Here is a 23,899-nt window from a genome sequence, read left to right on the forward strand (position 1 = left end):
GATTATTTCTTTATAATATTCTTCACCCGATAACGCCTTGCAGCTGTAAACTCGCTGTATTTTCTCATAAACAGGTTTTCCCTGGGCCAAACTTTCTGCTGCTGTGGGTCGCATATGTAAATTTGACCGTCCAGATTTATTTCCACCCAGCCATGGAGCACAAAGCCCCGGCCCTGGACATTCACCTGACCGGAGATACCTGTGGCCTGGAAGCCCATCTTCCTGGCAAGGTAGGTGCATAACCCTGCGTAGCGGTAGCAGTTGCCCTTGCGGTTCCTCAGCATTTCCAGAGCCATAGTGTCCTCCCAGCCGGTCTGACCGTCCTGGGCACCAACGCCAAGGTAGCTGCCCGCCCGGTAGGGCCATTTCGACAGCTCGTTATAGAGGCGCTTAAAGTTGTTGAGGTTGCTGTCGCCATCCTTGGTGTAGGTCTTCACCATAGCTGTGAGCTGTTTATCTAAAGTGGCATTGCCGGTGGTGTAGCGTCCGTTATTGTCAAATTTTAACACGCCGTCTGTCTTATTGCGAACCCAGTGCCCGGAGCTGTCCACCTGATAGAGCTCACCGCCGATAAGGTAATTGCCCGGCTTGTGCTCGGCTTTAGGAACAGTGTAGTCCATCCAGCCGCCGTCCTCATGGTGGATATGCTCCAAAGCGGCCTCCATTATCTGCCCGTAGGCCCAGTGGGAGTAGGACAGGTCCAGAAATACCAGGGCATAGCCGTCGGACTTTAGCTTTTCAATGTCCGGCTCACGGCCAAGAGCCTTGTTCACCACAGTGATGGCCTCTGCTCTGGTGATATAACTATTGGGACGGAAGGTACCGTCGGGGGAGCCGGATATCCAGCCCTTAGCGGCGGCATAGTTTATAGCGGGCGCGTCCCAGCCGTTTTGATTCACGTCCGGGAAGTTGGCGGCAGGTATCTCCTCCCCTTTCGTATCAAAGAACTGTGTAAGTATCTGCACAAACTCATTGCGCTTAATGGGCTTATCCGGGCGGAATGTGCCGTCCCCGGAGCCGTTTATTACGCCCATCTCCGCAAGGGCCAGCACCTGCTTACCGTACCAGGCGGTCTCCTTCACATCGGGGAAGGTCTTGGAGCCTGTGAGCTCCGGCTCGTATTCAAGAAGGCTGTACATTATCTGGGCAGCCTCGGCGCGGGTCAGCTGACCGCCCGGACGGACAAGGTCGCCCTTGCCTTTAATATAGACACGGTGCTCTGTCATCTCGAGGCCGGGGAATTCGGGTTTCTCCGGGTCATCGGGGTCTTCTGTATCATCAGGGGTCTCTGTGTCGTCCGGATTCTCTATATCATCAGGATTTTCCGTGTCATCTGGAGTCTCTGTGCCATCAGGATTTTCTGTATCGTCAGGGATTTCCGTGTCGCCAGGGGTCTCTGTACCGTCTGGATTTTCTGTGTCATCAGGTGTATCCGCATCGTCCGGATTTTCCATATTGTCAGAGTTTTCTGTGTCGTCAGGAACGTCTTGATTATCATTATTATCCTGTACCTGAGTGTAGTCTGTAGAAGGCGTACTGCTGTCAGCAGCCTGGGCCGCGACCGGGATTACTGTGGACAAAATACCGGCCGCAAGCAGAGCGGCAAGAAACTTTTTCATGTTTTCATCTTTCCTTCCTGGATAGTTTTGGGTGTTCTATCATAATACAAACATTTCATAAAGTGTACCTTTTGATAGGACTTATGGTTACAGGAAAAATATGGAAAAAATCTCGCAGAAATCTTTATGAAGTATTGAATTTCGAGCCGGTTTGTGCTAAAATAATTAAATATGTGGGGGCTATCAAAAGGTACAGTTTTTGATAGCCCCCACTTTGGCTTTAGTTTATATTTGTAGTAAAGAGAAGAGAGTGGGAATAATTCCCACTCTCTTCTCTTTACATCAATCCTGCCAGGTCAAACTCACTGATTCCCAAATCATCCTCCGCTTCCCTTGGCACTTGACTCAGCCTCGCCTGGGCAGAGTTCAGCAGGGCCTGTACCTTGGCAATCTCTGCTTCGTCGCACCATCCCTTTTCCAGTCCTGCCTTACAGTCGGACATATCCTTCTGCAGCATGGCGATTACCTGCCTTACATCGTTCTGGCACTTAGCCGCTGCAATCTGCCGGGCACGCTTATGTTCATTGACCGCCACCTTGCCCCCACGGCTCTCAGAAACCTCATCGTCTTCCTCCTCAGCGGGCTCGGCCTGCGCTGCCTTCTCCCGCTCTGCCGCCAGGCGGCCTTCCTCGGATATTTCAATACTGTCGACTTTGGAAATAGGCTTCCACGCTTCGGGCAGTCCCACATTTTTAATCAATTTTTCTGTCGCAAGCTGTATAGATTTTCCCTTTGCCCTGATTGAATTATTTCTGCGGTCAATCAGCCGCTCTTTCGCCGCCTGCTGCTCTTTGGCCTTCTTTTCAGCGTTCTCTTTCGCAATTTTTCCATCCGGGTCATTTGTACCGGACATAATGACTGTGATTTCGCCGTTGCCGTCAAACTGATAGCTGATATTTGTCACTGTTCCAAGGCAATTTGTTTTTACTGAAGAAACACATTCCGGGATAGCCGCCAGGTTTTCCTCTAAAAAGGTGGCTTTCTCCGGGTCATGGGCGCATTTCTCCAGGAAAGACGGTGATACCGAAACTGATGTTGGAATGCCGCTAATTGAAGCAGAAGAATTAAAGTAACTGAATTTTTCCTTCAGTGCCTGCGCATGGTCTGCTCCCATACTTTTAGCAGCCATCCCCTGATACCCATAGCTGTTATTTACTGATGAAATTGCCATAATATTCCCTCCAAATTATTCAATATTTTGAAGTATCACCGTAACGGTAAATACCTGCTTCTCAAATCCGGCCTCCAGCCCGCCCATATACTTCTCTGCAACCCGCCGCACATTGGCAAGGCCAATTCCGTGCATAGCCGCGTCCTCTTTCGTTGTGACAGGCAGTCCGTCCGGTCCGAATATCACCTCTCCGGCAAAAGGATTTTTTACCTCTATCAAAAAGAACCTGCCCTTGCGCCTTACAGTCAGCGAAATAAAGCGCCCTCCTTTATCAACTTTTTCGCAGGCCTCCAAAGCGTTTCTCAGCAGATTCTGCAGGACAATCCCTATGTCAAAGGCGTCGTAGCCAGCCGCAGGATAGTAAAACTCCGTCTGAAAGCGAACCCCCAAGTCCTGGCTCTGCCGCCGGGCATCGCTGATAATCACGTCAGTGACCGGGTTGCCTGTTTGAAGCGGCACCTCAAAGTCCCGGATACTGCCGTCGACTTTTGCGATGTAATCTGCAAGGCTGTCGTATGCCCCTGTGCTTGCCAGCCCTTTGAGATTGGTCAGATGTCCGCGCATTTCGTGCTTCAAGCCGCGCACCTGGGCGTAAAACCGCTCCATTTCCCTTATGCGTTCCCGGATGGCCTCTGTCTGCCGGCGCTCCACAAATAAGGTTTCTCTCTCCTCCCGCAAAGTGTCCATGCGCTGCTGGATAGAAACGGTCAGGCAGGCTCCACAATAGAACAGCAGGGCCAGCGCCGGTACCACCCCAAGGAATGCTGGGTGCCGCTCGTAGAGCTCCAGTAAAATTCCGTCCTTGACCTCAATCAGCAGGTTGGAAATCACCTGACCGAACAGGACGCCTGCCGCCGGGATGACACTGAGATAGCACAGCTCACGCCAGTTTAGGGCAGGCCTGCGCTTTTTTATCAGGCCCTGAAGGAAGTTAAGCATTGCTGCCAGCACAATCCCATGGGATAAAATCAGTATGGTAAGTAAAAGTGCTGAGCGGAGATAAACAGCCTCCGGAGGCTCAATAGGTTGGGGAAAGAGTCGTTCCGCCACAAAATACAAGCTCTCCACCGTCAGGGCGCTGGCGATTTTGGTATTCCAGAACAGCAGACCCAACAAAAAGGATATGGCTCTTTTTAGCTCCAAAAACCGTGAGGCGGCAACCATCAGCGTTAGCACAATTAGTGAAAATGTCCCCTGTGGCGCGGGCAGGCAGTCCCATAGCAATGATATGAGCAGGTGACCTGCAAACACCCCTGCTGCCTTCCATTTCCGGCGCTCCCCTAAAAATGGGTGCAGAAACAGGGCCAGGCAGACGGCATAAAGCAGCTCCACGCCGATGGGAAAGAGCATGTTAAACACCTGGAACCCAGCCTCGCTCATAGCCCTACCCCCTTTTTCAGAAAGCGCAGGTATGCCTTGACGAATTCCTGGTACTTATATTTGGAAATTAAAAGTTTTGCCCCATTTGTCAGCGCTACTTCCGTTTTGGTGTAGCCCGCAACATAGGAGAGATTTACCAGATACCCCTTGTGTACGCGGAAAAAATGTCCCTGGAGCTCCAGCTCCAAATCGCCGATTTTTACGTAGCTGGCAAACTCGCCGTCTGTCAAGTGGAGTATAACCTTGTGGTTGCTGCTCTCGATATAATAGATATCGTCCAAAGAAATTGTTTTGGTTGTGTTTGCAAATTGAAGTGTGAGGGCCGGTTTCTCTTTGGCAGATTCAATCCGCGCGACAGCCCGCGCAAAAACCTTGGCAAACTTCTCCTCGTCCACCGGCTTCAGCAGGTACTGGAACGCGTCCACATCAAAGGCGTCGAAAACATAGTGCTCGTAGCCGGTCACAAAGATTATGATTGGCTGCTGCCCTGTCCATTTTTCCCTGATTCTTTCTGCAAGGTCCATACCGTCTGGGCTGCCGGGAGCCAGCTCTATATCTAAAAGCAGCAGGTCGGTTTCCCGGGGGTCCGCTAAAAAAGCCGTAGCAGAGCTATGCTCCACGACTTCGCACAAATAAGGCTGTGCCTGTATTAAGGACAAAAGATATGCGCGGGTTTCGGATTCGTCATCACAAATTACAATTCTTATCATACTTAGCCTTCCTCTATTTTCTTATCGGTTTCAACTGCATATAAATGAAGCCGCCCGGCGCAACCGGACGGTTTGACAGCGCAAGTGGGATATCTGCACCAGCAACAAGTCTTGTATACACTCGGCGCTCTGGCTGAACATCCAGCTCATTAGAGCGGCTATAATTTCTGCTCTAAAATTCATTTCTCCTCAACCGCCGAAAGGCCCGATATAAAATTCAAACAATATAATCAAAAAAACAGTAAGATATTGCTAGCTTCTCCCGCAGGCTCTTTGCTATAATCTTTAAAAGGCCAGCGCCAAAAAAATATAAGGAAAACCGCCGTCGCGCTTAAAATGCGGCAGGCTGTCGAATCATGAAAGGAAAGTGAAAAGCCATGGAGCATCAGGAATTATTGCAGGAAATCAGCACGTTTTTGCAGAAGGGCACAGCCCAAAGGTCAAGGAGCTTGTGCAGGAGGCCATCGACAGCGGCCTGCCGCCCAAGAGCATCCTGGAGGAGGGCCTTTTAGCCGGTATGGGCATTATCGGTGAAAAGTTCAAGAATAATGAGGTCTTTGTCCCGGAGGTGCTTATTGCTGCCCGGGCCATGAACGGCGGGGTCGAAGTGCTCAAGCCCCACCTAATGGAAGCAGGAGTTGAGACCAAGGGTGTGGTGGTTATAGGCACTGTCAAGGGCGACCTCCATGATATCGGCAAAAATCTTGCGAAGCTGATGATGGAGGGCAAGGGCTGGAGGTAATAGACCTTGGCATTGACATGGCACCAGAACAGTTTGTCGCTGCCGCAAAAGAGCATAACTCCGATATTATCTCCTGCTCTGCCCTGCTTACCACCACCATGGGCGAGATGAAAAATGTGGTGGATCTGGTGAAAGCAAATTCGGAGCTCTCGGGAAGGGTAAAGGTCATGATAGGCGGTGCGCCGGTAACAGAGGCCTTCTGCAGGAAGTAAAGAAGCGTATAGCGGCCCTCTTATGAAATAGCAATGCCAGGCATACTGAAACTCCGCTGCCTGCCAAGGCCATGGGAATCAGGGCCTCTACTTTGCTGTCAGGAAAAGTGTGATTCCCGCTTCTCCTTCCGATACGCCGCAGGCGGCACATTATAATACCTCTTAAACAGCCTGCAAAAATAATTGTAGTCGCTGTAGCTCACCTGAGCCGCCACGTCCGCAAGGGAGAGCTCTGTCTCCAGGAGGAGTTCGCTTGCCTTTTCCATTCGCAGCTTCAGAAGGTAGCCTGTTATGGTGCAGCCGGTGAATTTTTAAAAACCTCACAGAGATATGAGGGCGTCAGGTAAAACTCCCGGGCGATACGGTTTAAAGTGACCGGCTCTGAGTAGTGCTGGTACAGGTACTCCTTTATATCCGAGACCGTGGTGGGTATCTGCCCGAAGTCCTCCCCCTCAGGCTGGTCTGTGCTGAGAAGCTGGGTGAGATAGTCGAAAAGCTCCGCAATATTTGAGAATTTTGAGGAGATGTCGTCGTACAGGAACTTCTCCAGGTTCAGGCCCTGTACCTTTGAGTCCAGCTTCTTGCTGGGGATGACCGAATAGGTGAGCTGTGAAATGAGCATCAGCACCGAGGCCGGATTCCCTTGTGCCTTCCACTGGTCGGCAAGGCGGGATATCTCCCAGCGGAGCTTTTCGCTGTCCTTCTCTTCATAGAGCTTTTGCAGCGTGCCCAACCACCGGGCGACTTCCGTGAGGTTTGGGGGTGTATATAGGTAGCAGTCAGAGCGCTTTTGGAGCCTTGCGCAGCACAGCGCGCAGTTTGCCTGCCGGAACATGTTGTGGTACTCCCTGAGGGAATCCCCCACAAGGCTCACCCCCGACGGGATGCCCTCTCTTTGGCAGTATTTTTTCAGCGCCTCAAGATTGCACGGCTCGCTGCCGTCCCGCGAGACCACCATATAGAGTACCCTCCCGCCGTAGACGCTCACCGCCCGCGAGGTCACGGCCCCCTCGAAGGCCGGTAAGGGGCCGGGTGCGCCGTCGTCAGAGAGTATAAGCTGGTACGCCTTCCCTGCCTCAGCCGCCGTCTCCCTGCCCCGCCAGGCGTGCTGGAAGAATGCCTCATAGTTCATGGGGTCGATGGGAATGGCTATCTCCCTTTGCTCCCGCTCCTCAAGGGTGTGCTTTACCTGCCTGAGTGCCGCCACCAGCTCCTGGGTCTTCAATGGCTTTAGCAGATAACCGTAGGCCCCGTGGTTTATGGCCTTCTGGGACACGGAGAAGTCGCTGTAGCCGCTGAGGATTATAAATTCCGTAGGTATACCCTCTTCCCTAATCATATCCATCAGTACCCCGCCGCTTAGCTTCGGCATATGGATGTCCAAAAGGAGCAAATCCGGCTCCAGGGCGCGGATGTTCTGCAGGGCCAGCTCAGGGTCCGTGAACTGCCCTGCAACGGTAAAACCCTGCTCCTCCCAGTCCAGCATTTCGGCAAGGCCGCGTACTATCCACTCCTCGTCGTCCAGTATCATAACGGTGTGAAGCTTCATTCTGTCGTCTCCTTTCCCTCTGGCGGCAGCCAGATTTTTACGCAGGTATAGTATCCGTACCGCGACTGCAGCTCCATGCGGCTCCTGCCCTTATACTCCAGCTTCAGCCTCTGGCTGATGTTTATAAGCCCCACTCCAGCATAGGCCTCGGCGTGCTGCGCGGGCTCGTCCAGGTATTCTTGGAGCTGCTGGTTCAGCTCCGCCGCCTTTGCCGGAGGAATGCCCAGCCCGTTGTCGGCTACCAGGATACAGGTCTCGCCGTTATCCTCTGCGGACGCGCGTATAAGCAGCCTGCATGGCCCGTCCTTCTCCTCAAATCCATGCTTGATGGAGTTTTCCAGAAGGGGCTGCAGGACCATCTTCTGCATACGCAGCTCCCGGCATTCGCCGGGTACGGAAACCTTCAGGGAGTACCTGTTGGAGGCCCGCTGGGAGATGATGTTAAAGTAGTTCTCGGCGTGGGCCAGCTCCTGGCTCAGGCTCACTACAGAGGCGTCGCTGATGGAATAGCGGAATAAATCAGCCATGGAGGTGCAGATGCTCTCGATATACGGCACCTTATAGACCCGGGCCATGGAGGATATGCACTCCAGGGTGTTATACAGGAAATGGGGGTTTATCTGGCTGCGGTAATATTGGAGCTGGGCCTGGTTTTTCAGCAGCGACGTCTGGTACAATGCCCGCTGGGTCTCCTTTTGATTTTGCTCCATTTCCTCGATTTTGTCAAGCATATCGTTAATGCTGTCTGCCAGCAGCCCCATCTCCTCCACCTGCACAGGCCCAATGCGGGTATTGCTCTCCCGGGTCAGGTCGATTTCCTGAATCCGTCCGAGAAGCTGCTTTAAGGGTGAAGTAAGCTGCCTTGTGCCTGCAACCAGCATAAGGGTCTGCACCAGTATACAGGTTAAAAGAAAAAGAAATATCACTTTCTTAATGGGTATAAGGTCCCTTGAGAAGACCGCCTCCGGCGCGATAATGTCCACGCTCCAGAGGGTGCCCTCCAGCTTGCGGCGGTAGGTGAGGGAGGTTACGCCGTTAAATTTAATTGAGCTCCCGCCGTAGGGTATCTCCGAAAGGGCCGCTTCGTCCTCCAAGGGGCTGCTGGTAAACACCATATCGTCCCCCTCGGTGAGAATAATCCTGGCGTTCTGCACACTTAAGCCCTCCATCAGGAGGTTTGTCAGATTTTCAAGCTTCAGAAGCATAAGACATGTAGCTGCAGGATATGCCGAGAAGTCCCCCTCTATGAGAGAGTATACCGGGGACACATAGAGAAAATAGGGCGTGTGCCTGTCCGTAGGAGAGGAGGTGTTATAGATTACCTTTGAGAAAAAGCTCTCCTTGCCCAGCTCCTGAGGGCTGAAGCCCTGCTCCTTTACAACTGCCTGCAAAAAGGCAGCGTGCTCGCCGGTGCTTTGGATTAAGTTGCCCTTCAGGTTTACAAAGGCAATCTCGCAAAGACCTGGGGAGAAAGAGATTATGCTGGACAGAAGGTCCGTAGCAGCGCGCTGGGCCTCGGCCCGGGAATAGGTGTTGCTCTCAAAGAGAAAAACCTGCACGCTGCGGGAATAGGCTGCAAGGGAGGCGGTGCGCTGTAGCTCGTTGAGGTATGCCGATACGCTCTGCTCGGCCTTCGCGGAGAGGCCCTCAAAGTATTCAAGGGACCTGTTCTGGCTGAGCATGTCCGTGAGCCGGTAAAAGACTATGCCGAAAAGGATTATCATTATCATTGAGATAAGCGTCAGCCGGTTTAGAATCGTCCGCAGGGTCCTTTTTTTCATTCTCATCCCTCCAAAATCACAGAGCCGCATACAGCAGAAACAGCCGTCCGGTAAAACCGGGCAGCCATTTCCGCGCTATTTACTTTTTTTACTTTCCGAACTCGGCATTTATCTCGTCCAGCACCACGTTTACCTGGGGCATTTTCTCCTCAACCCAGGCTCTCCAGTTGGCCTCGATGTCGCCGTCCATGACGATGAGCTTTGCGAACTCCTCGCCGTACTTATACTTGGTCTTCTCGTAGTTGGGGGATGTGAAGAAGTTCAAATCCCAGTCGATGGGCACCACTGTACCCTGGTCACAGCCGTCCCTCTGCTTGCCTGCAAAGCGCTCGTCCACTATCTCCATAATGTCCTTGTCAAGGCCCGGGTCAACCAGGCCGAAGCCATCGGGGAGGATGGAGAGGTTATTGTACAGCGGGTTAAGAGAGGGATAGATGGTGTCGAGGTTTACAAAGTTGCCGTCCTCGCCCTTTTCGCGGAGGATGGTGATGTCGCCGTTATCATCCCTGGACCAGTCCTTGCCCTCAAAGCCCATGCGGATAAGGTTCTGCCCCTCGTCGGAAGCGGAGTACTCCAGCAAATCCATCAGGCGCTCAAACTTCTTGTCGTCCATAGTGGGTGAGAATATAGAGGCTGTCCAGTAGTTGGAGATTTCCTTTGCGTGGAATTTGCCGTCGTCGCCCACGATGTACGCCATGTGCAGGTCGGTCTTGGGGTCACCGCCGGCGTTCTCGGCGTAGCGCTCAGAGGTGAGCTTCAGGCTGCGGCCAAAGCCCTGGTAGTAGGTGGCGCCTGCAATGCCGGAATAGTAGTGGGTGACCTCCTCCTGATTCTTCAGAGCGAAGAAGTCGGCATTGATAAGGCCCTCGCGGTATGCCTCGGAGTAGAGCTTCAGACCCTCAAGGGTGCTCTCCTCGGCAGCGCCCCAGATATACTTGCCGCTCTCATCCTTGTGGAAGTCGGCGTACTCTGCATTATAGGGGCTAATAAAGAGGGCCGCCAAGTTGTCCGGGCTCATGTCTATGGGCAGGGTCTTGCCGTTGCCCACAGGGTCGGCCTCTTTAATAAGGCGGGCATACTCCATAATCTCCTTGGGGGAATACTTCTCCTTCACCTCGAAGCCCACGTCCCTTGCCCAGTCCTGGCGTATCCAGAGGTTGGTATGGGAGACCAGTGGGTCGGTGGGCATGTCAAGGTAGATTACCCTTGGAATCATGTAGGCGCCGCCCACCTTCTCCTCTAGGGAGTCGGCAATGCCGGTGTTCTTATAGACCTTTGCCATGTTGGGCCAGCGCTCCTTCCAGCCGTCGGGAAGCTTGCGGATAAGACCCTGATCGGTGTAGTTCATGTAGTCGCCGTAGTTGAAGTCCCACATTACAAAGTCGGGCATGTCGCCGGAGTTTATCCAAATGCGGTTTTTCTCGCCCCAGTTGTCCCAGGTGAGGGCTATGGGCTCCCACTCGATGTTGAACTTCTCCTGGAAATGCTTTGAGAGCTCGTCGGCGTTGTAGTCAACGCCCTCCACCATTGCGACGGCGGCACAGGAGATAGTCAGCTTCTCGCTGTAATCCGGGGTATCGCCGGTTTCGGGCTCAGAGCTCTCAGTGGTCTCAGAGGCTTCTGAAGACTCCGGCTTGGACTCGGTCTTGGATTCGCCCGGCGTGGAGCTGCTGCCGCCAGAGCCGCCGCAGGCCCCAAGGCTTAGCACCAGAGCCAACACTAATATGGCTGCGGTTAGTTTTCGTGCCAGTTTCATAGTTCTTTCCTCCTGAATAGAATTTGTATTGGGCCAACGGAATTATCCGTTTGCTCCGAAGCTTATTGTGCCCGGATAACCGGGACTTAGGTTTTAATGGCTCCCACAAGCACTCCCTTGACGAAATATTTCTGCAGAAATGGGTATACCACCATTATGGGGGCCATTGTCACTACCACCGCCGCCATCTTCATGCCGGTGGCAAACCGGGTCATGCTCTCGCTTGCCGCCGAGGAGCCCCCGAGAACCGAGGAGTCTATCATCTGGGCGTCTATCACTATGGAGCGCAGCACCAGCTGCAATGGGGTCTTCTCCATGTCCCGGATGAATATCATGGCGTTAAACCATTCGTTCCACCTGTCCACTGCGTAGAACAGCGTGATGGTGGCGAGAATCGGCGTTGAGAGGGGCAGTATTATACGGAAAAGTATGGCCCACTCATTGGCGCCGTCTATCTTCGCAGACTCTGTGAGCTCCTTTGGCAGGGACAAAAAGTAGTTCCTCATAATAATTAGATAGAAGGTGTTAATGCCCGAGGCCATGACCACCGACCATATGGAGTTTGTCAGGGCCAGTGACTTTATCAGCAGATAGAGAGGTATAATGCCGCCGGAGAAGAACATAGTGAACAGCGCGTAGAGCATGAATATCTTCTTCCCGGGGAAGTCGGCCTTGGAGAGGGCATAGGCCGTGCAGACCGTCAGGAGCATATTCACCGGCAGGCCCAGCAGCAGGATTGTGAGGGTGGTGCGGTAGCCTATCCATATGCGGCCGTCCGCGAACAGGGCCCTGTACGAGTCAAAGGTGGGCTCTGCTGGAAAGAGCACGAAGGGCGAGCGGACGTACTCCCCTTCAGAGGTTATGCTGATGACTAGCACGTTGAAGAAGGGTACGATGATTATAATGGCGAACAGGGTCAGCAGCGTGTATGAGACGATAAGCGTACCGTCCACCTTCTTCTCCCCGACAATGGAGGAGACGGGTTCCTTTATCTTTTTCTTCATAATGGTGACCTCCTCAGGCAAACAGTCCGTTTTCACCGACCAGCTTTGAGACGCGGTCGCAGGAAATCAGGAAAATAAAGTTTATAACGGATTTGAACAGGGATATGGCTGTGGAGAAGGAGAAGTCAGCCGAGGACTGGAAGGTTATCCGGTAGATGTAGGTATCGAGAATGTCCGAGACGTCCCGCACGGCGGGGTTGCTGAGATTGAATATCTGGTCAAACCCGGCGTTCATGATACCTCCCACGGCGAGAATAAACATTACGACGATGGTTGGTTTTATACAGGGCAGGGTGATATACACCATCTTCATCAGCCGCCCGGCTCCATCTATGTCAGCGGCCTCATACTGCTCGGTGTCTATGCCCGATATAGCCGCCATATAGATAATGGCGCTCCACCCTGCCCCCTTCCAGTTTTCGGTAATATAGAGCATGGGCCGGAATATCTTCTCATCTCCCAGGAAGTTTATGGGCTCCATACCTAGTGCGCTTAACATGGCGTTTACTGTGCCGTTATTGCCAAGTAGGTTCAGCATAATGCTCGCCACGATTACCCACGAGAGGAAGTGCGGAAAGGTGTAGATAGTCTGCAGCACCTTCTTGTACCGCTGGCTCCGTATCTCGTTTATCAGCAGGGCAAGGATTATTGGTACCGGGAACTGGAACAGTATACGGCAAAAGCTGATTACCACCGTATTGCCCAGCGCCCGGAAGAAATCCGGGTCCCGAAATACAAACTCATAGTTCTGCAGGCCTATCCATGGGCTCATCCATATGCCAAGGTTTGCCTTATAGGTCTTGAAGGCCAGGCTCAGGCCGCCCATTGGCATATAACAGAATATAGTGTACCATATCAGGCCCGGAAGAAGCAGTACGTATACCTGCCAGTTCAGCAGTATCCTCTTCCAAAGGCTAGTTTTCTTTGGCACAGACGAGGCTGTGCGTTGTTTCTTCATTGTCATTAAAGTAACCCCTCCTTTTTACTATGCTTATATTTTACCAGACCCCACGACTAGATGTATAGCACATTTTTATTAAAAAGTTTCACTATTTTCAAGTGAGTTAAACAGTTATTATCATACAAACTTAAAATCGTGAAAGTAAAGCCTGAAAAAATGCTTTTCACTCCTGCCCGTCTACTATATAATGAAAGCGTATGGGGCCTGGGCCCCGATTACTGAAAGGAGCGGTAGTATGGATATGGAACAAAGACAACTGCCGGTATATCTGCTGACTTATGACCACGGAGGCTATATCCTCTGGGGTGAACACTTCAAGGAGAGGTTGGACAGCGCCATAGAGTGGCTGGAGAAGTATCCCTCCTTTAAGCTCGGCCTTGACAACGAGGCCTTTGCCTACGACCAGTACGCCGAGACCCAGCCGGAGATGGTGGAGTTTCTAAGGGAGAAGCTTAGGGAGTTTGCCGGTAGGCTTGCCATCGGCTCATCCACCTACGGGCAGCCGCTGTCTGTTTTCGTCAACGAGGAGTCCAACGTGCGGCAGCTCACCTATGCCATCCGCGCAAATCTCCGGCACTTCTCCCAGACCCCCAGTGTCTACGCCATCAGCGAGCACGCCCTGCACAGCCAGATTCCCCAGCTTATCCGGCTGTGCGGCTATGAGGGGGCAGTGATGCGCACCCACTTTATGATGTACGGCTATAACCCCACCTATCCGGCTGGCTACGGTACCTGGGTGGGCGTGGACGGCACAAGAGTGCCCACAGTGCCTACATATGACGGCCAGGGGGCCGAGTTCGGGATAACCACCTATGACAACTGGGTGCTCACCCGCTGGCCCGACCAGACAGACAGGTCTCTGGAGGATTTTGTAGAAAAGTTCCCGGACATTTATCCCCTGCTGGCCTCCCGGTACGACGACATTGTGCTGCGCTGTGAGGGGCTGACTAAACATGTAGAGGAGCGCAGGGAGCAGTATAAATGGATACTGCTGGAGGAGATACCCGAGCTCTTCGGCGAGCCACAGATGGACTTCGCCCCCGGAGCTAACGAGTTTGTGGTGCGTATGCCCTGGGGCTACTGCGGAAACCATATATTCAACCGCTGCCGCCAGGGGGAGCTGGGCGTGCTTACAGCGGAGAGGCTGAATACCTGGACAGTGCTTGCAGGGGGAGAGTCCCGGCAGGAGTTGCTTGAGGAGAGCTGGAAGAAGCTCCTTGTCACCCAGCACCACGACATACAGATATGCGGCCTGCTGGATGACGAGAGGAAATTCCTCACCCGCTCCCTGGAGGCCTCAAATGCTGTTACAGAGGAGTCCCTTGAGTATCTTTCAAGACAGTTTGCCACCGGGGACGGCAAATATGTAATGGTGTACAACCCCCTCTCCTATACTGTCTGTCATGAGGTGGAGTACCAGGTTTCCTACCCCAGAGGAAAGGGCGGGACAGGATTCTCGGTATGGTTTGGAGATAAGGAGGTCCAGTGTGAATACAACGCCCTGGACTATAAGGAGAACAGGATAAGCCGGGCACGGCTGCGGTTTGCCGCAGAGGTCCCGGGCCAGTCCATACGCTGCTATAGGATATCGGCTGAGCCCGGTGAGCTCTCGGAAGAAACCCGGCTCTCAGCCCTGACCGGCACGGTACTGGAGGCTTCACCCTACACCTTAGAACTGGATGAATACGGTATCCGCTCTCTTAAAAATGAAGATACCTATTATTTTAAGAATGGACAGGGCGCGCTCTTTGCCGGAGTGGTAGACGGAAAGGCTGAGGTCTCAAAAGGGATATGGAGTGCTGTCAGGCGCGGAAGCAGCGTTGAGGCCGAGTATATGGGGACAATAGGCACCGTTGGCATACACTTTACTATGTGCTTCTCCGGGGAGCTCATCAAGTGCCGGGTAAGGTTCAGCCACCATGGAGAGACGATAGGCTCCACAGAGCGTGCGGAGGAGTTTAAGGCCAATCTCAACGGCTTTGTCCATGAGGACAAGCTCCGCTTCCTAATACCCATGAAGATGAACGGCGCAAAGGGTGTTCGGGACCTGCCCTTCCTTATTGAGGAGACAGAGGACCGCTATATCCAGGGAAACTACTGGACGGCCTGCGGGGACGGCAGGCTTGGCGTGGCCTGCTTTAATAAGGGGGCCATGTGTATGGTAAAAGAGGAGGATGGGATTTCCATTCCTCTGGAATATGCCAACACCTATGTGTGGGGCTCCCGGATGCTGTACGGCGAGACGGAGCATGAGTTTGCCATCCTGCCCTATACCGGCAGCTGGGCTGAGCAGGATTTGCACCGGAAGGCGCTGGCCTATGAGTATCCCCTTGGTATACACCCGGTGGCCTCCGGCCAGAATGGGCCATGGAAGGATGAGGTTACCTTCCTAAAGGTAGACGGCAGGGAAAATATCCTGCTCAGTGCATTGTACCCGGAGGATGGGGCGGTTATTGCCAGGGTATATGAAGCCGGCGGTAAGGAGGGTACTGTATCCCTCTACTCAGACTTTGCGGAAATAGACGGAGAGGTTGACCTGCTGGGAGGAGATATTTGCACTTCCGATGGAACGCTCACTGTGGGCGCACACAAAATACACAGCTTAAGGCTGAAAAAAGGAGCTGATAAAAATGGCTGACCCCTTTCGTATGGACGGCAAGACCGCGCTGATTACCGGCGCTGGCCGGGGTATCGGAAAAGCGATTTCAAAGGCTTTTGCCGGGCAGGGTGCTGAGCTGCTTCTCACCTCACGCAATGAGGAGAAGCTGCGCCTTGCCGCACGGGAGTTGACCACAGAGGGAGCAAAGTGCCGGTACTTCCCGGCAGACCTTAGCTGCATGGAGGATATTGAGAAGCTGATAGGCTGGATAAACGGCATAGACAGGATAGACTGCTATGTGAACAACGCCGCCTTTACAGATTTTTCCTACCCCACCCAAACAGGCGCTGAGACAATAGCCTCCCTGTTCCATACCAACTACCGGGCCTCGGTGCTGCTGGCCCAGGCCGCGGCAAAGCATATGACTGCAAAGGATATAAAGGGCTGTATGCTCTTTGTCACCTCCATAAATGCCATATCTGCCCTACCCAGCCAGGCGTTCTATTCCAGCACAAAGGCCGCGCTTGAGTCCATCATGAAGTCCTTCGCGGCTGAGCTTGCGCCCTATGGAATCAGAGTAAATTCCATTGCCCCCGGCGCGATAATGACCGACATGAACTCCCACTTCACTCCTGAGAAGGTTACGGAGCTCAGCGCCAAAATACCACTTGGGTGCATAGGCGAGCCGGAGGATATAGGAGATGCGGCGGTGTTTCTCTGCTCCGACGCAGCAAGGTACGTCACCGGCACAACCCTTGTGGCCGACGGCGGTTATTTACTTAGAAGATAGGCGAGGTAGATGATATGAAATTAGCAATGGCGTATTTTTATCCCGGGCATGAGGAGAAAATACCGCTCTCCCAGCAGCTTGGAGTAGACAGGGCGGTTATAAATGTCTGCAGTCAAAAAACACCCCTGCCTGATGGCGGGGGATGGGATTTTGCTCCATTTAAGAGCAAGGTTGAGAGCTTTTTGCAGGCGGGTATCAAGCCTGAGGTGGTAGAGGGGCCTACACCCCTTGAGAGGACGAAGCTGGGACTCTCTGGCAGGGACGAAGAAATCAAAGTGTTCTGTAAGCTTTTAGAGGTCATGGACAGCCTGGACATCCGCACGGTATGCTATAACTGGATGCCTGTTATCGGATGGTTCCGCTCCCGGAAGAACATTCCCGCCCGTGGGGGCGCTACAGTTACCGGGTACTGCCATAAGGACGTGGAGGGGGAGCCTCTGACCGAGTTCGGGGAGGTGACTCAAAAGCAGCTTTGGGAAAACCTGGAGTATTTCCTGAAAGCCGTTGTGCCCGAGGCCGAGAGGCACGGCATACGTTTGGCCGTGCACCCCGACGACCCGCCGGTGCCGGCTATACGCGGGATATCCCGCATTCTGATTTCCCCGGAGGCCCTGAAAAAGGTCACGGAGCTGGTTCCAAGCGAGTATAACGGTATCACCTTCTGCCAGGGCTCCATTGGTGCTGAGGGGGCCGATGTGCCAAAGACGCTTTCTGAATTTGCACAGAAGAAAAAGATTTTCTTTGCCCACTTCCGGGATATCCGTGGCACAGCTGAGGACTTCCGGGAGACCTTTCACGAGGACGGGCAGACGGACATGTACAAATGTATGAAATTATACTATGGGTATGGGCTTGACTGCTGTATCCGCCCGGACCATGTGCCCACAATGCTTGGTGAGGAGTGCAGCCAGCCGGGGTACTCTGTACTGGGAAACCTGTTCGCCGTTGGATACATGAAGGGCCTGATGGAGGCCGCGCAAAAAGAGATTGGAGGATTTTAACATGACTAAAGAGGTAATGGACTCAATTCGTGAAAAACTTATGCAGGCGTATTCTGCCGACCTGTATGATGTGCTTGATAAGATGGGCTATCCCAACCAGTGCCTGGATTTGAGCATTTCTCCCCTAAGCCCGGACTGGAAAGCGGCGGGGCCCGCCTTCACCATCTGGGGCATAAGGGAGCCCCGGTTTGACGGAGATTTACCGAGGCCGGATTTTGACAATCACGCGCTATTTGACAGGATTTACCCCGGCTGTATCGTGGCAATAAACGCGGAGAAGGACCAGATTGTCGGGCACTGGGGCGAGATGATGAGCTACGGCGCGAGGGCCGCCGGAGCTGTGGGAGCGGTTATCGACGGCGGCACCCGGGATAAGCCCGGGATACTGGACATTGAGAATTGGAGCTGCTTTGCCCGTTACACCTCGCCCATCGAGTCAAAAAGCCGGTGGCGTCCCCGGGAGGTGGAAATCCCCATTTACATGACCGGCACCCTGACAAGCTCAGTGCTTGTACGCCCTGGAGACTGGCTTTTCGGAGACGTGGACGGCGTTATCGTCATCCCAATAGAGATACTTGAGGAGGCAGCGGAGAAGGTAAGCGAGCTTGCCCACCTTGAGAGGCTGTCAAGGGAGGCTTTCCGTGAGGGCAAGACCTTTAGGGAGGTCTATGACATGTACCGGCGCGCATAAGGGCGGCGTTTTGCGAAAGGAGAAGGCTATGAAAGGTATACAGGTACAGGACAGAGGCAGGGCCGCCCTGGTGGAGCTGCCCTGCCCGGAGCATAGAGAGGGGTATGCCATTGTCAGAGTGATGGCGGCAGGTATCTGCGGCACGGACGTCTCTACATTCCGGGGCACAAACGTAAACGTGTCCTCCTATCCTATTATCATAGGCCACGAGACCGCCGGGATAGTGGAAGAAGTTGGAGAGAACCCATACGGCATTAAGCCAGGGGACCACGTGGTGCTTGACCCATATTTATACTGCGGCAGGTGCTACCCCTGCTCTCAGGGAAAGACCAACTGCTGCGAGACCCTTCATTGCCTGGGCGTCCACTGCGACGGCTCAATGTGCGAGTATTTTTCCCATCCTGTAAATATGCTCCGCAAAATACCGGAGGATATGCCCTGGGAGCGGGCTCCCCTTGCAGAGCCCCTGGTAATTAGTATCCACGGACTGCATACCTGCGGGCTGAAAGCCGGAGAGCATATTGTTATTATTGGCGCAGGGGCCATTGGCCTTTTGGCGGCTATGGGGGCCCTGGCATACGGAGCCGTGCCCATCCTCACGGACGTGGTGGACGGCAGACTGGAAACCGCCAAATCGCTGGGGATTCCCTATACAGTGAATCCCCAGAAGGATGACGCGGTTGAGCGCATAATGGAGCTCACCAATGGGCGGGGCGCGGAGTGCTGTATGGAGGCCTCGGGCTCTGACGCAGGGGTGCAAAGCGCCATCAGCTATGCGGCATATACAGGACGTATAGCTCTTACAGGCTGGCCCAAGCACGAGATTTCCCTGCTCACAAACCTTATCACTAAAAAGGAGCTGCATATCAGGGGCTCCCGGAATGGGGCGGGGGAATTTGAGGAGGCCATACAGCTGATTTACTCCGGAAGAGTGCCGGCCGAAAGGATAATTTCCAAGGTCGTGCCGTATCCCCAGCTCCCCCATATGCTGGGTGAACTCAGCCAGCGCCCAGGAGATTATCTGAAGGTCGTGGGACTGTTTGACAGGGAGGAATGAATAATGACACACCAGCTATTTGATATTGATGGCAGAAAAGCGATAGTCACCGGCGCTACCAGGGGACTGGGCTGGGGCATGGCAGAGGGGTTGATGGAGTCCGGCGCAGAGGTCGTAATCTGGGGAAGCTCAGAGAAGGTACATGATGTAGCGGAGGAGTTCCGGGAAAGGGGCTTTACCTGTCATGGCGTGGCGGCAGACCTGAGCGACCGCAAGAGCCTGAACGCCGGATTTGTAAAGTCCATGGAACTTTTGGGAGGCAAAATCGACATCTTAGTAAACTGTGCGGGTATCCAGCGCCGCCACCCCAGCGAGGAGTTCCCCATGTCCGACTGGGACAAGGTGCTTGAGGTAAACCTGACAGCTCCCTTTGAATTGTGCCAGCTGGCAGGGCGGGAAATGCTGAAAGCCGGCTATGGGAAAATCATAAATATTGCCTCCATGCAGTCGTTTTTCGGGGGCTTCACCATCCCCGCCTACGCCTCGGCAAAGGGAGGTATCGCGCTGTTGACAAAGGCCCTGTGCAACGAGTGGGCAGGACGTGGAATAAACGTCAACGCAATCGCGCCGGGATATATGGCTACGGAGATGAATCGTGCCCTCTTGGACCCGGCAAACCCCCGGTACAAGGAAATTACTGACCGTATCCCCGCCCACCGCTGGGGGCGTGCACTGGGCGAGGACATGAAGGGTGCCTGTATCTTTCTTGCAAGCCATGCTTCCGATTATCTTAACGGAGCGGTTATTCCTGTAGACGGCGGCTATGCCAGTAAGTAGCGGACCTTAATAAACTCTCTGATGTCTTCGGCAGTAACATTAAAAGTCCGTATTCTTTGCGTTACATTTCTCCTGCCGCCGTTTTTTTAAGTATTTAGAAAGAGTCTAACCTGGTAAGCTTTATTAAAAACACATCATTCTCATTTTCCATAATATCCAGCAGCATACATTCGTCCCCCTCGCTGATATCCAGCAGGTTAACCTGTAGCGGGGAATCACCTGCAAACATATTAAGCAGCTCCGCCTGCCGCTTGCTCAGGCTGTTCGGACGGCCCATCCTCATGTACATAGTGTATGGGTCATTTTTCTGGCAGCCAGTGCAGTACACCTGCAAAAGGTACTGTCCAGGCTCCACTCCTGCCGCCGTTACCTGCAGCCTGCCCGCCGGACGGGCCGGGTGCTCCAGGCAGTAATACTTTTTATTTTCCATATCCTGCCGCACTATGTCGTTCCAGGTCAATATCTGTATTCCCTGGCTGTCCTTACAGGCAGTGCCATCCTGTCCGCCTACTTCAAGCCGTTTATCTCCCAGCTGCGACAGATAGCGGTAGGCAAAGTAGGCGGGCTTCCGTATGCCCTGAAGGTTGATTAGCCCGAACCCGCCGTGAAAGGCACCGGTCGGCGGGCCGTCCTCTTCAAATACGTCGGACACCTCACAGTATGAGATAGAGTTCACCATTCCCTCAACCGTATGCAGCCGCGACAGCAGATAGGACGCCGCGTGATAGGAATCCCGCAGAGGGTCCCAATAGTCGTATGCCAGCCCCCACTCCGTAAAATGTATCTCAAGCTCGGGCCGCGGCGAATTTTCTACCGCCGCCTTTACCGCCCTCACCGCCTGCTCCAGTCCACTCGGGTCATAGCATATGCCCAGGGGCCATGAAGGGCCTGGGTCCCAAACCGGTATACCCGGTATATTCCCGGGCTCTGGCTCCTCACGGAAGCTTTTGACCGAATAGTTATGGGCTGAAATGAAATCCAGAGGCACCTTTCTTTCTGTGCAGTGCTGTATCAGCCGCTCTATCCAGCTGATATCCCCGGCTACCGCAGGGCCACCAACGCGGTAGCCTTCCGACACCCTCTTGACCGCCCTGGCAGTCACCTCATAGAGCCTCAGGTAGTCCTCCATGGTCCCGGTGAAAAACGGCGGGTTATCCGGCTCGTTCCAGACTTCAAAATACCATCCCGCCACCTCTTCCCTGCCATAGCGCCCGGTAAAATGGCTGACCGTCTCATATATTAGGTCCCCGCTTTACTTTACTTAAGGATAATCCTTCGGGGAACTGCCGCAAATGACACATTCCCCATAGTTTCTATATTTCAATCAATCTTCCCGACAAAACGGTAATAAATCTCAATATCCCATACTTTCTTACCATTCTCGTCCTTCCTCCACTGATGGACTGCGATTTTCTCAATCAGTTCATTCAAAAGAGGAGCGGTAAGCTCGTCAATGGCACTGTATTTCTGGATTAAGTCTATCCACTGTTTTGCATCGTCCGTTTCCGCTTTGGCATCCTCAAGCCTTGCGGATACGGTCTTCATTGTTTCATCAAGCTGTTGCTGCTCCGTGCGGTATTTGACGGACAGCATGGAATAGTTTTCTTCGTCAAGAAGCCCTTTTACCCTGTCCTCGTACATCTTCGCAAAGAGGTTGTTTAATTCCTGCCTGCGTTTCTGCGCCCTTTTCAGCTCTTTTTCGTCACGGGCATTCTCTGTCCTCCGCTGTTTCTCACTGCTCTGCAGCAGCCGTTCCAGAATGGCGTCCTCATTCTCCTTTACCGCCATCAGCCAGTACTGTAACCTTCCGAGAACAAAAGCATAGAGCAGGTTGTAAGTGATGAAATGCAGGGAACACGCTTCTTTCCCATGTGCGGAATACTGCGTGCAGCGGTAATATAAATAAGGTTTAACGCCATTGGAATAAATGACAAACTGAACAAAGGCAATGCTTTAGATGCAGTCTGCACAAGTTCTGTATCGCTGTTGAAAATACAAATAACAAGTTTATCAAAGAAAAACAACGCACTGTAAATTAAGGCAGACAAAACTAAGTTGATGATAATTCCACAACGGAAAAGCCAATTTATTTCTCCAGTATCCTTTTTACCATAGCTGTTCCCCCAAAGTGGCTGTAAGCCTTGTGCAACACCCGAAAGAATTGCATTCGCAAGGGAATAAATAAAACTCAATACACTGAAAGTTGATACGCCAATATCTCCAACAAGGCTTGCTAACATAATGTTGTAGCATAATGCCGTTACGGGAGTTGTAAGTTGTGAAATTGCTTCAGGAACACCACGCTTACAAATTTTCTTAACAAGTGTTACCTCCAATTTTATTAAATTCAGTTTCAAGCGTCCTTTTTTGTTCCAAAAATGTGACAGCAGAACAAGTACAGAAAATACCTGTCCTAATCCCGATGCAACTGCTGCACCAATTATTCCCATTCCAAACGGGAAAATAAAAAGCCAATCTAAAAATATGTTTGCAATCGCACCAACACACATCCCAATGAAAGAGAGAGTCGGAGAACCGTCATTCCTCACAAATACAGATAGACAGGTACTCATGAGCATCGGAATAGAAAATGCTGAATAATAAAGCAGATAGTCCGCCGCCATTTTTCTCATTTCATCACTTAACTTGCTTGCTCCACTTATATCCACAATTTGTTGTGAGAACACCATACCAACAATCATTAATAAAACAGACATAGCAAGTGTTAATGTAATTGCTGTCATAAACGCTTGATTTGCCCCCTTTTTATCCTCTCTCCCCATTCGTATTGCAACTACAGTTGCACCACCCATTGGAAACATAGCGGCAATGGCTACAACAAAAGTGATAAACGGCACTGCAATATTTACTGCACCTAAAGCCGCCGAACCAACACCTTGACCGACAAAAATTCCATCAACAACATTGTAAAGATAGGTTACAAATAAGCCTCCCATAGCAGGGAAAATGTAACCGCATAAAGATTTTACTTTTGCATTCATAAAATACCTCCATACAGGAAATGGGACAAAGCACGTTTATGCTTCATCCCATCTAAATAAACAAAAAGTGGGATAAAGCCCAATAGGTCTTATCCCACTTCAACAATCTTATTTGATTGCAAGTCCTCTGACAAGCACATCTATTATAACATATTTTTATCAAAAGTCAAATCCCAAATCTGCTGTTTTCACTTAGAAAAAATAAGCTCCTCGTTCACAATCTCCCTCGCACAAGCCCTTATGTTATTGAGTCGCCCTGTCCATTCTAAGGCGTTTTCTTCCTTTAAGCGTTCCGTTATGCCCTGTGCCTGTTTCATACCCTCTATGAGCCTTTCAAAGCGTTCCTGAGCCTGCTTGTCGATGTTGGCAAGGTAAGCGTTCAGCCCGCCGCTTGTGAGAAGATTGGTGTATGTAGCCCTGCGGTACTGCTTCAGATAGTCCAGATGCCGCTGTCCCCATATGCCTATCGGCTGTTGTTCCTCAGCGAGTAATTTCAAGTCTGGAGTAAGATACCCGTTTTCTTCATGGTATGTGCCGCCTAACTGTTCAAATATTGATTTCATATGCAAAAACTCCTTTTCTGTGTGTTTTGGCTTCTGCGGGGTATCTGCAAGCAATGTATCAGCAGGCTGTATGTATATGTTATCTTTAAGTTAAGTAATCCCCCCATTTTTCATAGGAGGTCGGCGGGGTCACGTTGGCCCTCTCCCAATACACCGTTGTGCTGCCGCTGGCAAGGGCCTCCGGCATAAAATCAAACACCACAAACGGGCGGATATCGTTCTCAAGCAGGAAGTCATATACCTCGTCTAAATACTGCCAGCTGTACACTGCCCTGCCCTCAGCGTCCTCTCGGTACACCCCCATATCATCCTGAAAGATACCGTGAAAGCGCAGGTACTCAAATCCGCATTCCCTCACCGCCTGCACAAGATGCTTCTGGTGCCCGCTCCTCAGCAGCAGTCCTGCGCGCGCAGCGCTTATACAGCGCAGGGCAGTCCTGCTGTTTTCCCCTATAATTTTTTTCGCGTCTACTGTTATACGGCGAATCTTCTCCATGTTACACACCACCACTTGTTTTTCGTTTTCTTTTAAGA

Annotated in this window: 23 protein-coding genes; 8 read left to right on the forward strand and 15 right to left on the reverse strand. The window is 52.4% G+C overall.

The genetic code is table 11. The features are described from left to right. Window positions 1-2: 2 nt before the first annotated feature. The 4 genes from D5270_RS09450 to D5270_RS09465 all read right to left on the reverse strand — a co-directional run bounded on the left by D5270_RS09450 (window position 3) and on the right by D5270_RS09465 (window position 4,880). Window positions 3-1,619: an S-layer homology domain-containing protein gene (locus tag D5270_RS09450; RefSeq protein ID WP_166543873.1), complete on the reverse strand. Its 1,617-nt coding sequence runs from the start codon at window positions 1,617-1,619 to the stop codon at window positions 3-5. Between the two features lie 277 nt (window positions 1,620-1,896). After that, entirely contained in the window at window positions 1,897-2,790 is an 894-nt protein-coding gene (locus D5270_RS09455; RefSeq protein ID WP_166543874.1) for a hypothetical protein, read from the reverse strand. Between the two features lie 15 nt (window positions 2,791-2,805). Then, on the reverse strand, window positions 2,806-4,170 hold the full coding sequence (locus tag D5270_RS09460) for an ATP-binding protein (protein WP_166543875.1): 1,365 nt from the start codon (window positions 4,168-4,170) through the stop codon (window positions 2,806-2,808). Further along, window positions 4,167-4,880 (reverse strand): LytR/AlgR family response regulator transcription factor, encoded by a 714-nt coding sequence (locus D5270_RS09465; RefSeq protein ID WP_166543876.1) that lies wholly within the window; start codon window positions 4,878-4,880, stop codon window positions 4,167-4,169. Before D5270_RS09465 ends, D5270_RS09460 begins: the two co-directional genes overlap by 4 nt. A gap of 367 nt (window positions 4,881-5,247) precedes the next feature. Between D5270_RS09465 and D5270_RS16755 the strand changes: the two genes are divergently transcribed. Next, window positions 5,248-5,622 carry a B12-binding domain-containing protein gene (locus tag D5270_RS16755; RefSeq protein ID WP_330587453.1) on the forward strand — a complete coding sequence of 125 codons (375 nt, stop codon included), beginning with the start codon at window positions 5,248-5,250 and terminating at the stop codon, window positions 5,620-5,622. A gap of 17 nt (window positions 5,623-5,639) precedes the next feature. Next, window positions 5,640-5,834: a cobalamin B12-binding domain-containing protein gene (locus tag D5270_RS16760; RefSeq protein WP_243150309.1), complete on the forward strand. Its 195-nt coding sequence runs from the start codon at window positions 5,640-5,642 to the stop codon at window positions 5,832-5,834. 98 nt (window positions 5,835-5,932) lie between these two features. Here D5270_RS16760 and D5270_RS09475 read toward each other — a convergent pair whose 3' ends face one another. The 6 genes from D5270_RS09475 to D5270_RS09500 form a co-directional block, all read right to left on the reverse strand. Next, a complete protein-coding gene (locus D5270_RS09475) occupies window positions 5,933-6,100 on the reverse strand; it encodes a helix-turn-helix domain-containing protein (protein ID WP_166543877.1) in 168 nt (55 codons plus the stop codon). A gap of 23 nt (window positions 6,101-6,123) precedes the next feature. Continuing rightward, on the reverse strand, window positions 6,124-7,383 hold the full coding sequence (locus tag D5270_RS09480) for a response regulator transcription factor (protein ID WP_166543878.1): 1,260 nt from the start codon (window positions 7,381-7,383) through the stop codon (window positions 6,124-6,126). Then, complete coding sequence (locus D5270_RS09485; RefSeq protein ID WP_166543879.1) at window positions 7,380-9,164, reverse strand: sensor histidine kinase; 1,785 nt, start codon at window positions 9,162-9,164, stop codon at window positions 7,380-7,382. The genes D5270_RS09480 and D5270_RS09485 overlap by 4 nt, the downstream gene beginning before the upstream one ends. A gap of 88 nt (window positions 9,165-9,252) precedes the next feature. Beyond that, the gene (locus D5270_RS09490; RefSeq protein ID WP_166543880.1) at window positions 9,253-10,920 is read right to left on the reverse strand and encodes an ABC transporter substrate-binding protein; all 1,668 of its coding nucleotides are present in this window, start codon (window positions 10,918-10,920) and stop codon (window positions 9,253-9,255) included. An 86-nt stretch (window positions 10,921-11,006) separates the two neighbouring features. After that, window positions 11,007-11,924, reverse strand: coding sequence for a carbohydrate ABC transporter permease (locus tag D5270_RS09495; RefSeq protein ID WP_166543881.1), 918 nt, complete (start codon window positions 11,922-11,924; stop codon window positions 11,007-11,009). A gap of 13 nt (window positions 11,925-11,937) precedes the next feature. Further along, window positions 11,938-12,888, reverse strand: coding sequence for an ABC transporter permease (locus D5270_RS09500; protein WP_166543882.1), 951 nt, complete (start codon window positions 12,886-12,888; stop codon window positions 11,938-11,940). 238 nt (window positions 12,889-13,126) lie between these two features. On the opposite strand from D5270_RS09500, the gene D5270_RS09505 reads away from it, so the two are divergent. Genes D5270_RS09505 through D5270_RS09530 form a run of 6 tightly spaced genes read left to right on the forward strand, consistent with a single transcriptional unit; the run spans window position 13,127 to window position 19,800 of the window. After that, a complete protein-coding gene (locus D5270_RS09505; protein WP_166543883.1) occupies window positions 13,127-15,523 on the forward strand; it encodes a hypothetical protein in 2,397 nt (798 codons plus the stop codon). Continuing rightward, complete coding sequence (locus tag D5270_RS09510) at window positions 15,516-16,274, forward strand: SDR family NAD(P)-dependent oxidoreductase (protein WP_166543884.1); 759 nt, start codon at window positions 15,516-15,518, stop codon at window positions 16,272-16,274. The genes D5270_RS09505 and D5270_RS09510 overlap by 8 nt, the downstream gene beginning before the upstream one ends. A gap of 26 nt (window positions 16,275-16,300) precedes the next feature. Further along, the gene (locus D5270_RS09515; protein ID WP_243150310.1) at window positions 16,301-17,275 is read left to right on the forward strand and encodes a mannonate dehydratase; all 975 of its coding nucleotides are present in this window, start codon (window positions 16,301-16,303) and stop codon (window positions 17,273-17,275) included. A 1-nt stretch (window position 17,276) separates the two neighbouring features. After that, window positions 17,277-17,966 (forward strand): RraA family protein, encoded by a 690-nt coding sequence (locus D5270_RS09520; RefSeq protein ID WP_166543886.1) that lies wholly within the window; start codon window positions 17,277-17,279, stop codon window positions 17,964-17,966. 28 nt (window positions 17,967-17,994) lie between these two features. Next, complete coding sequence (locus tag D5270_RS09525) at window positions 17,995-19,023, forward strand: zinc-dependent alcohol dehydrogenase (RefSeq protein WP_166543887.1); 1,029 nt, start codon at window positions 17,995-17,997, stop codon at window positions 19,021-19,023. A gap of 3 nt (window positions 19,024-19,026) precedes the next feature. Then, a complete protein-coding gene (locus D5270_RS09530; protein WP_166543888.1) occupies window positions 19,027-19,800 on the forward strand; it encodes an SDR family NAD(P)-dependent oxidoreductase in 774 nt (257 codons plus the stop codon). A 94-nt stretch (window positions 19,801-19,894) separates the two neighbouring features. On the opposite strand, the gene D5270_RS09535 is transcribed toward D5270_RS09530, so the two are convergent. The 5 genes from D5270_RS09535 to D5270_RS09555 all read right to left on the reverse strand — a co-directional run bounded on the left by D5270_RS09535 (window position 19,895) and on the right by D5270_RS09555 (window position 23,861). Further along, window positions 19,895-21,040 (reverse strand): GH39 family glycosyl hydrolase, encoded by a 1,146-nt coding sequence (locus tag D5270_RS09535; RefSeq protein ID WP_330587465.1) that lies wholly within the window; start codon window positions 21,038-21,040, stop codon window positions 19,895-19,897. An 80-nt stretch (window positions 21,041-21,120) separates the two neighbouring features. Further along, window positions 21,121-21,588, reverse strand: coding sequence for a DUF4368 domain-containing protein (locus tag D5270_RS09540; RefSeq protein ID WP_166543890.1), 468 nt, complete (start codon window positions 21,586-21,588; stop codon window positions 21,121-21,123). Then, complete coding sequence (locus D5270_RS09545; RefSeq protein ID WP_166543891.1) at window positions 21,588-22,802, reverse strand: MATE family efflux transporter; 1,215 nt, start codon at window positions 22,800-22,802, stop codon at window positions 21,588-21,590. Before D5270_RS09545 ends, D5270_RS09540 begins: the two co-directional genes overlap by 1 nt. 188 nt (window positions 22,803-22,990) lie before the next feature. After that, on the reverse strand, window positions 22,991-23,365 hold the full coding sequence (locus D5270_RS09550) for a TnpV protein (protein ID WP_166543892.1): 375 nt from the start codon (window positions 23,363-23,365) through the stop codon (window positions 22,991-22,993). An 85-nt stretch (window positions 23,366-23,450) separates the two neighbouring features. Further along, entirely contained in the window at window positions 23,451-23,861 is a 411-nt protein-coding gene (locus D5270_RS09555; protein WP_166543893.1) for a GH39 family glycosyl hydrolase, read from the reverse strand. Window positions 23,862-23,899: the final 38 nt, after the last annotated feature.

Source organism: Acutalibacter sp. 1XD8-36 (genome assembly GCF_009917525.1).
GTDB lineage: Bacteria > Bacillota > Clostridia > Oscillospirales > Acutalibacteraceae > Acutalibacter.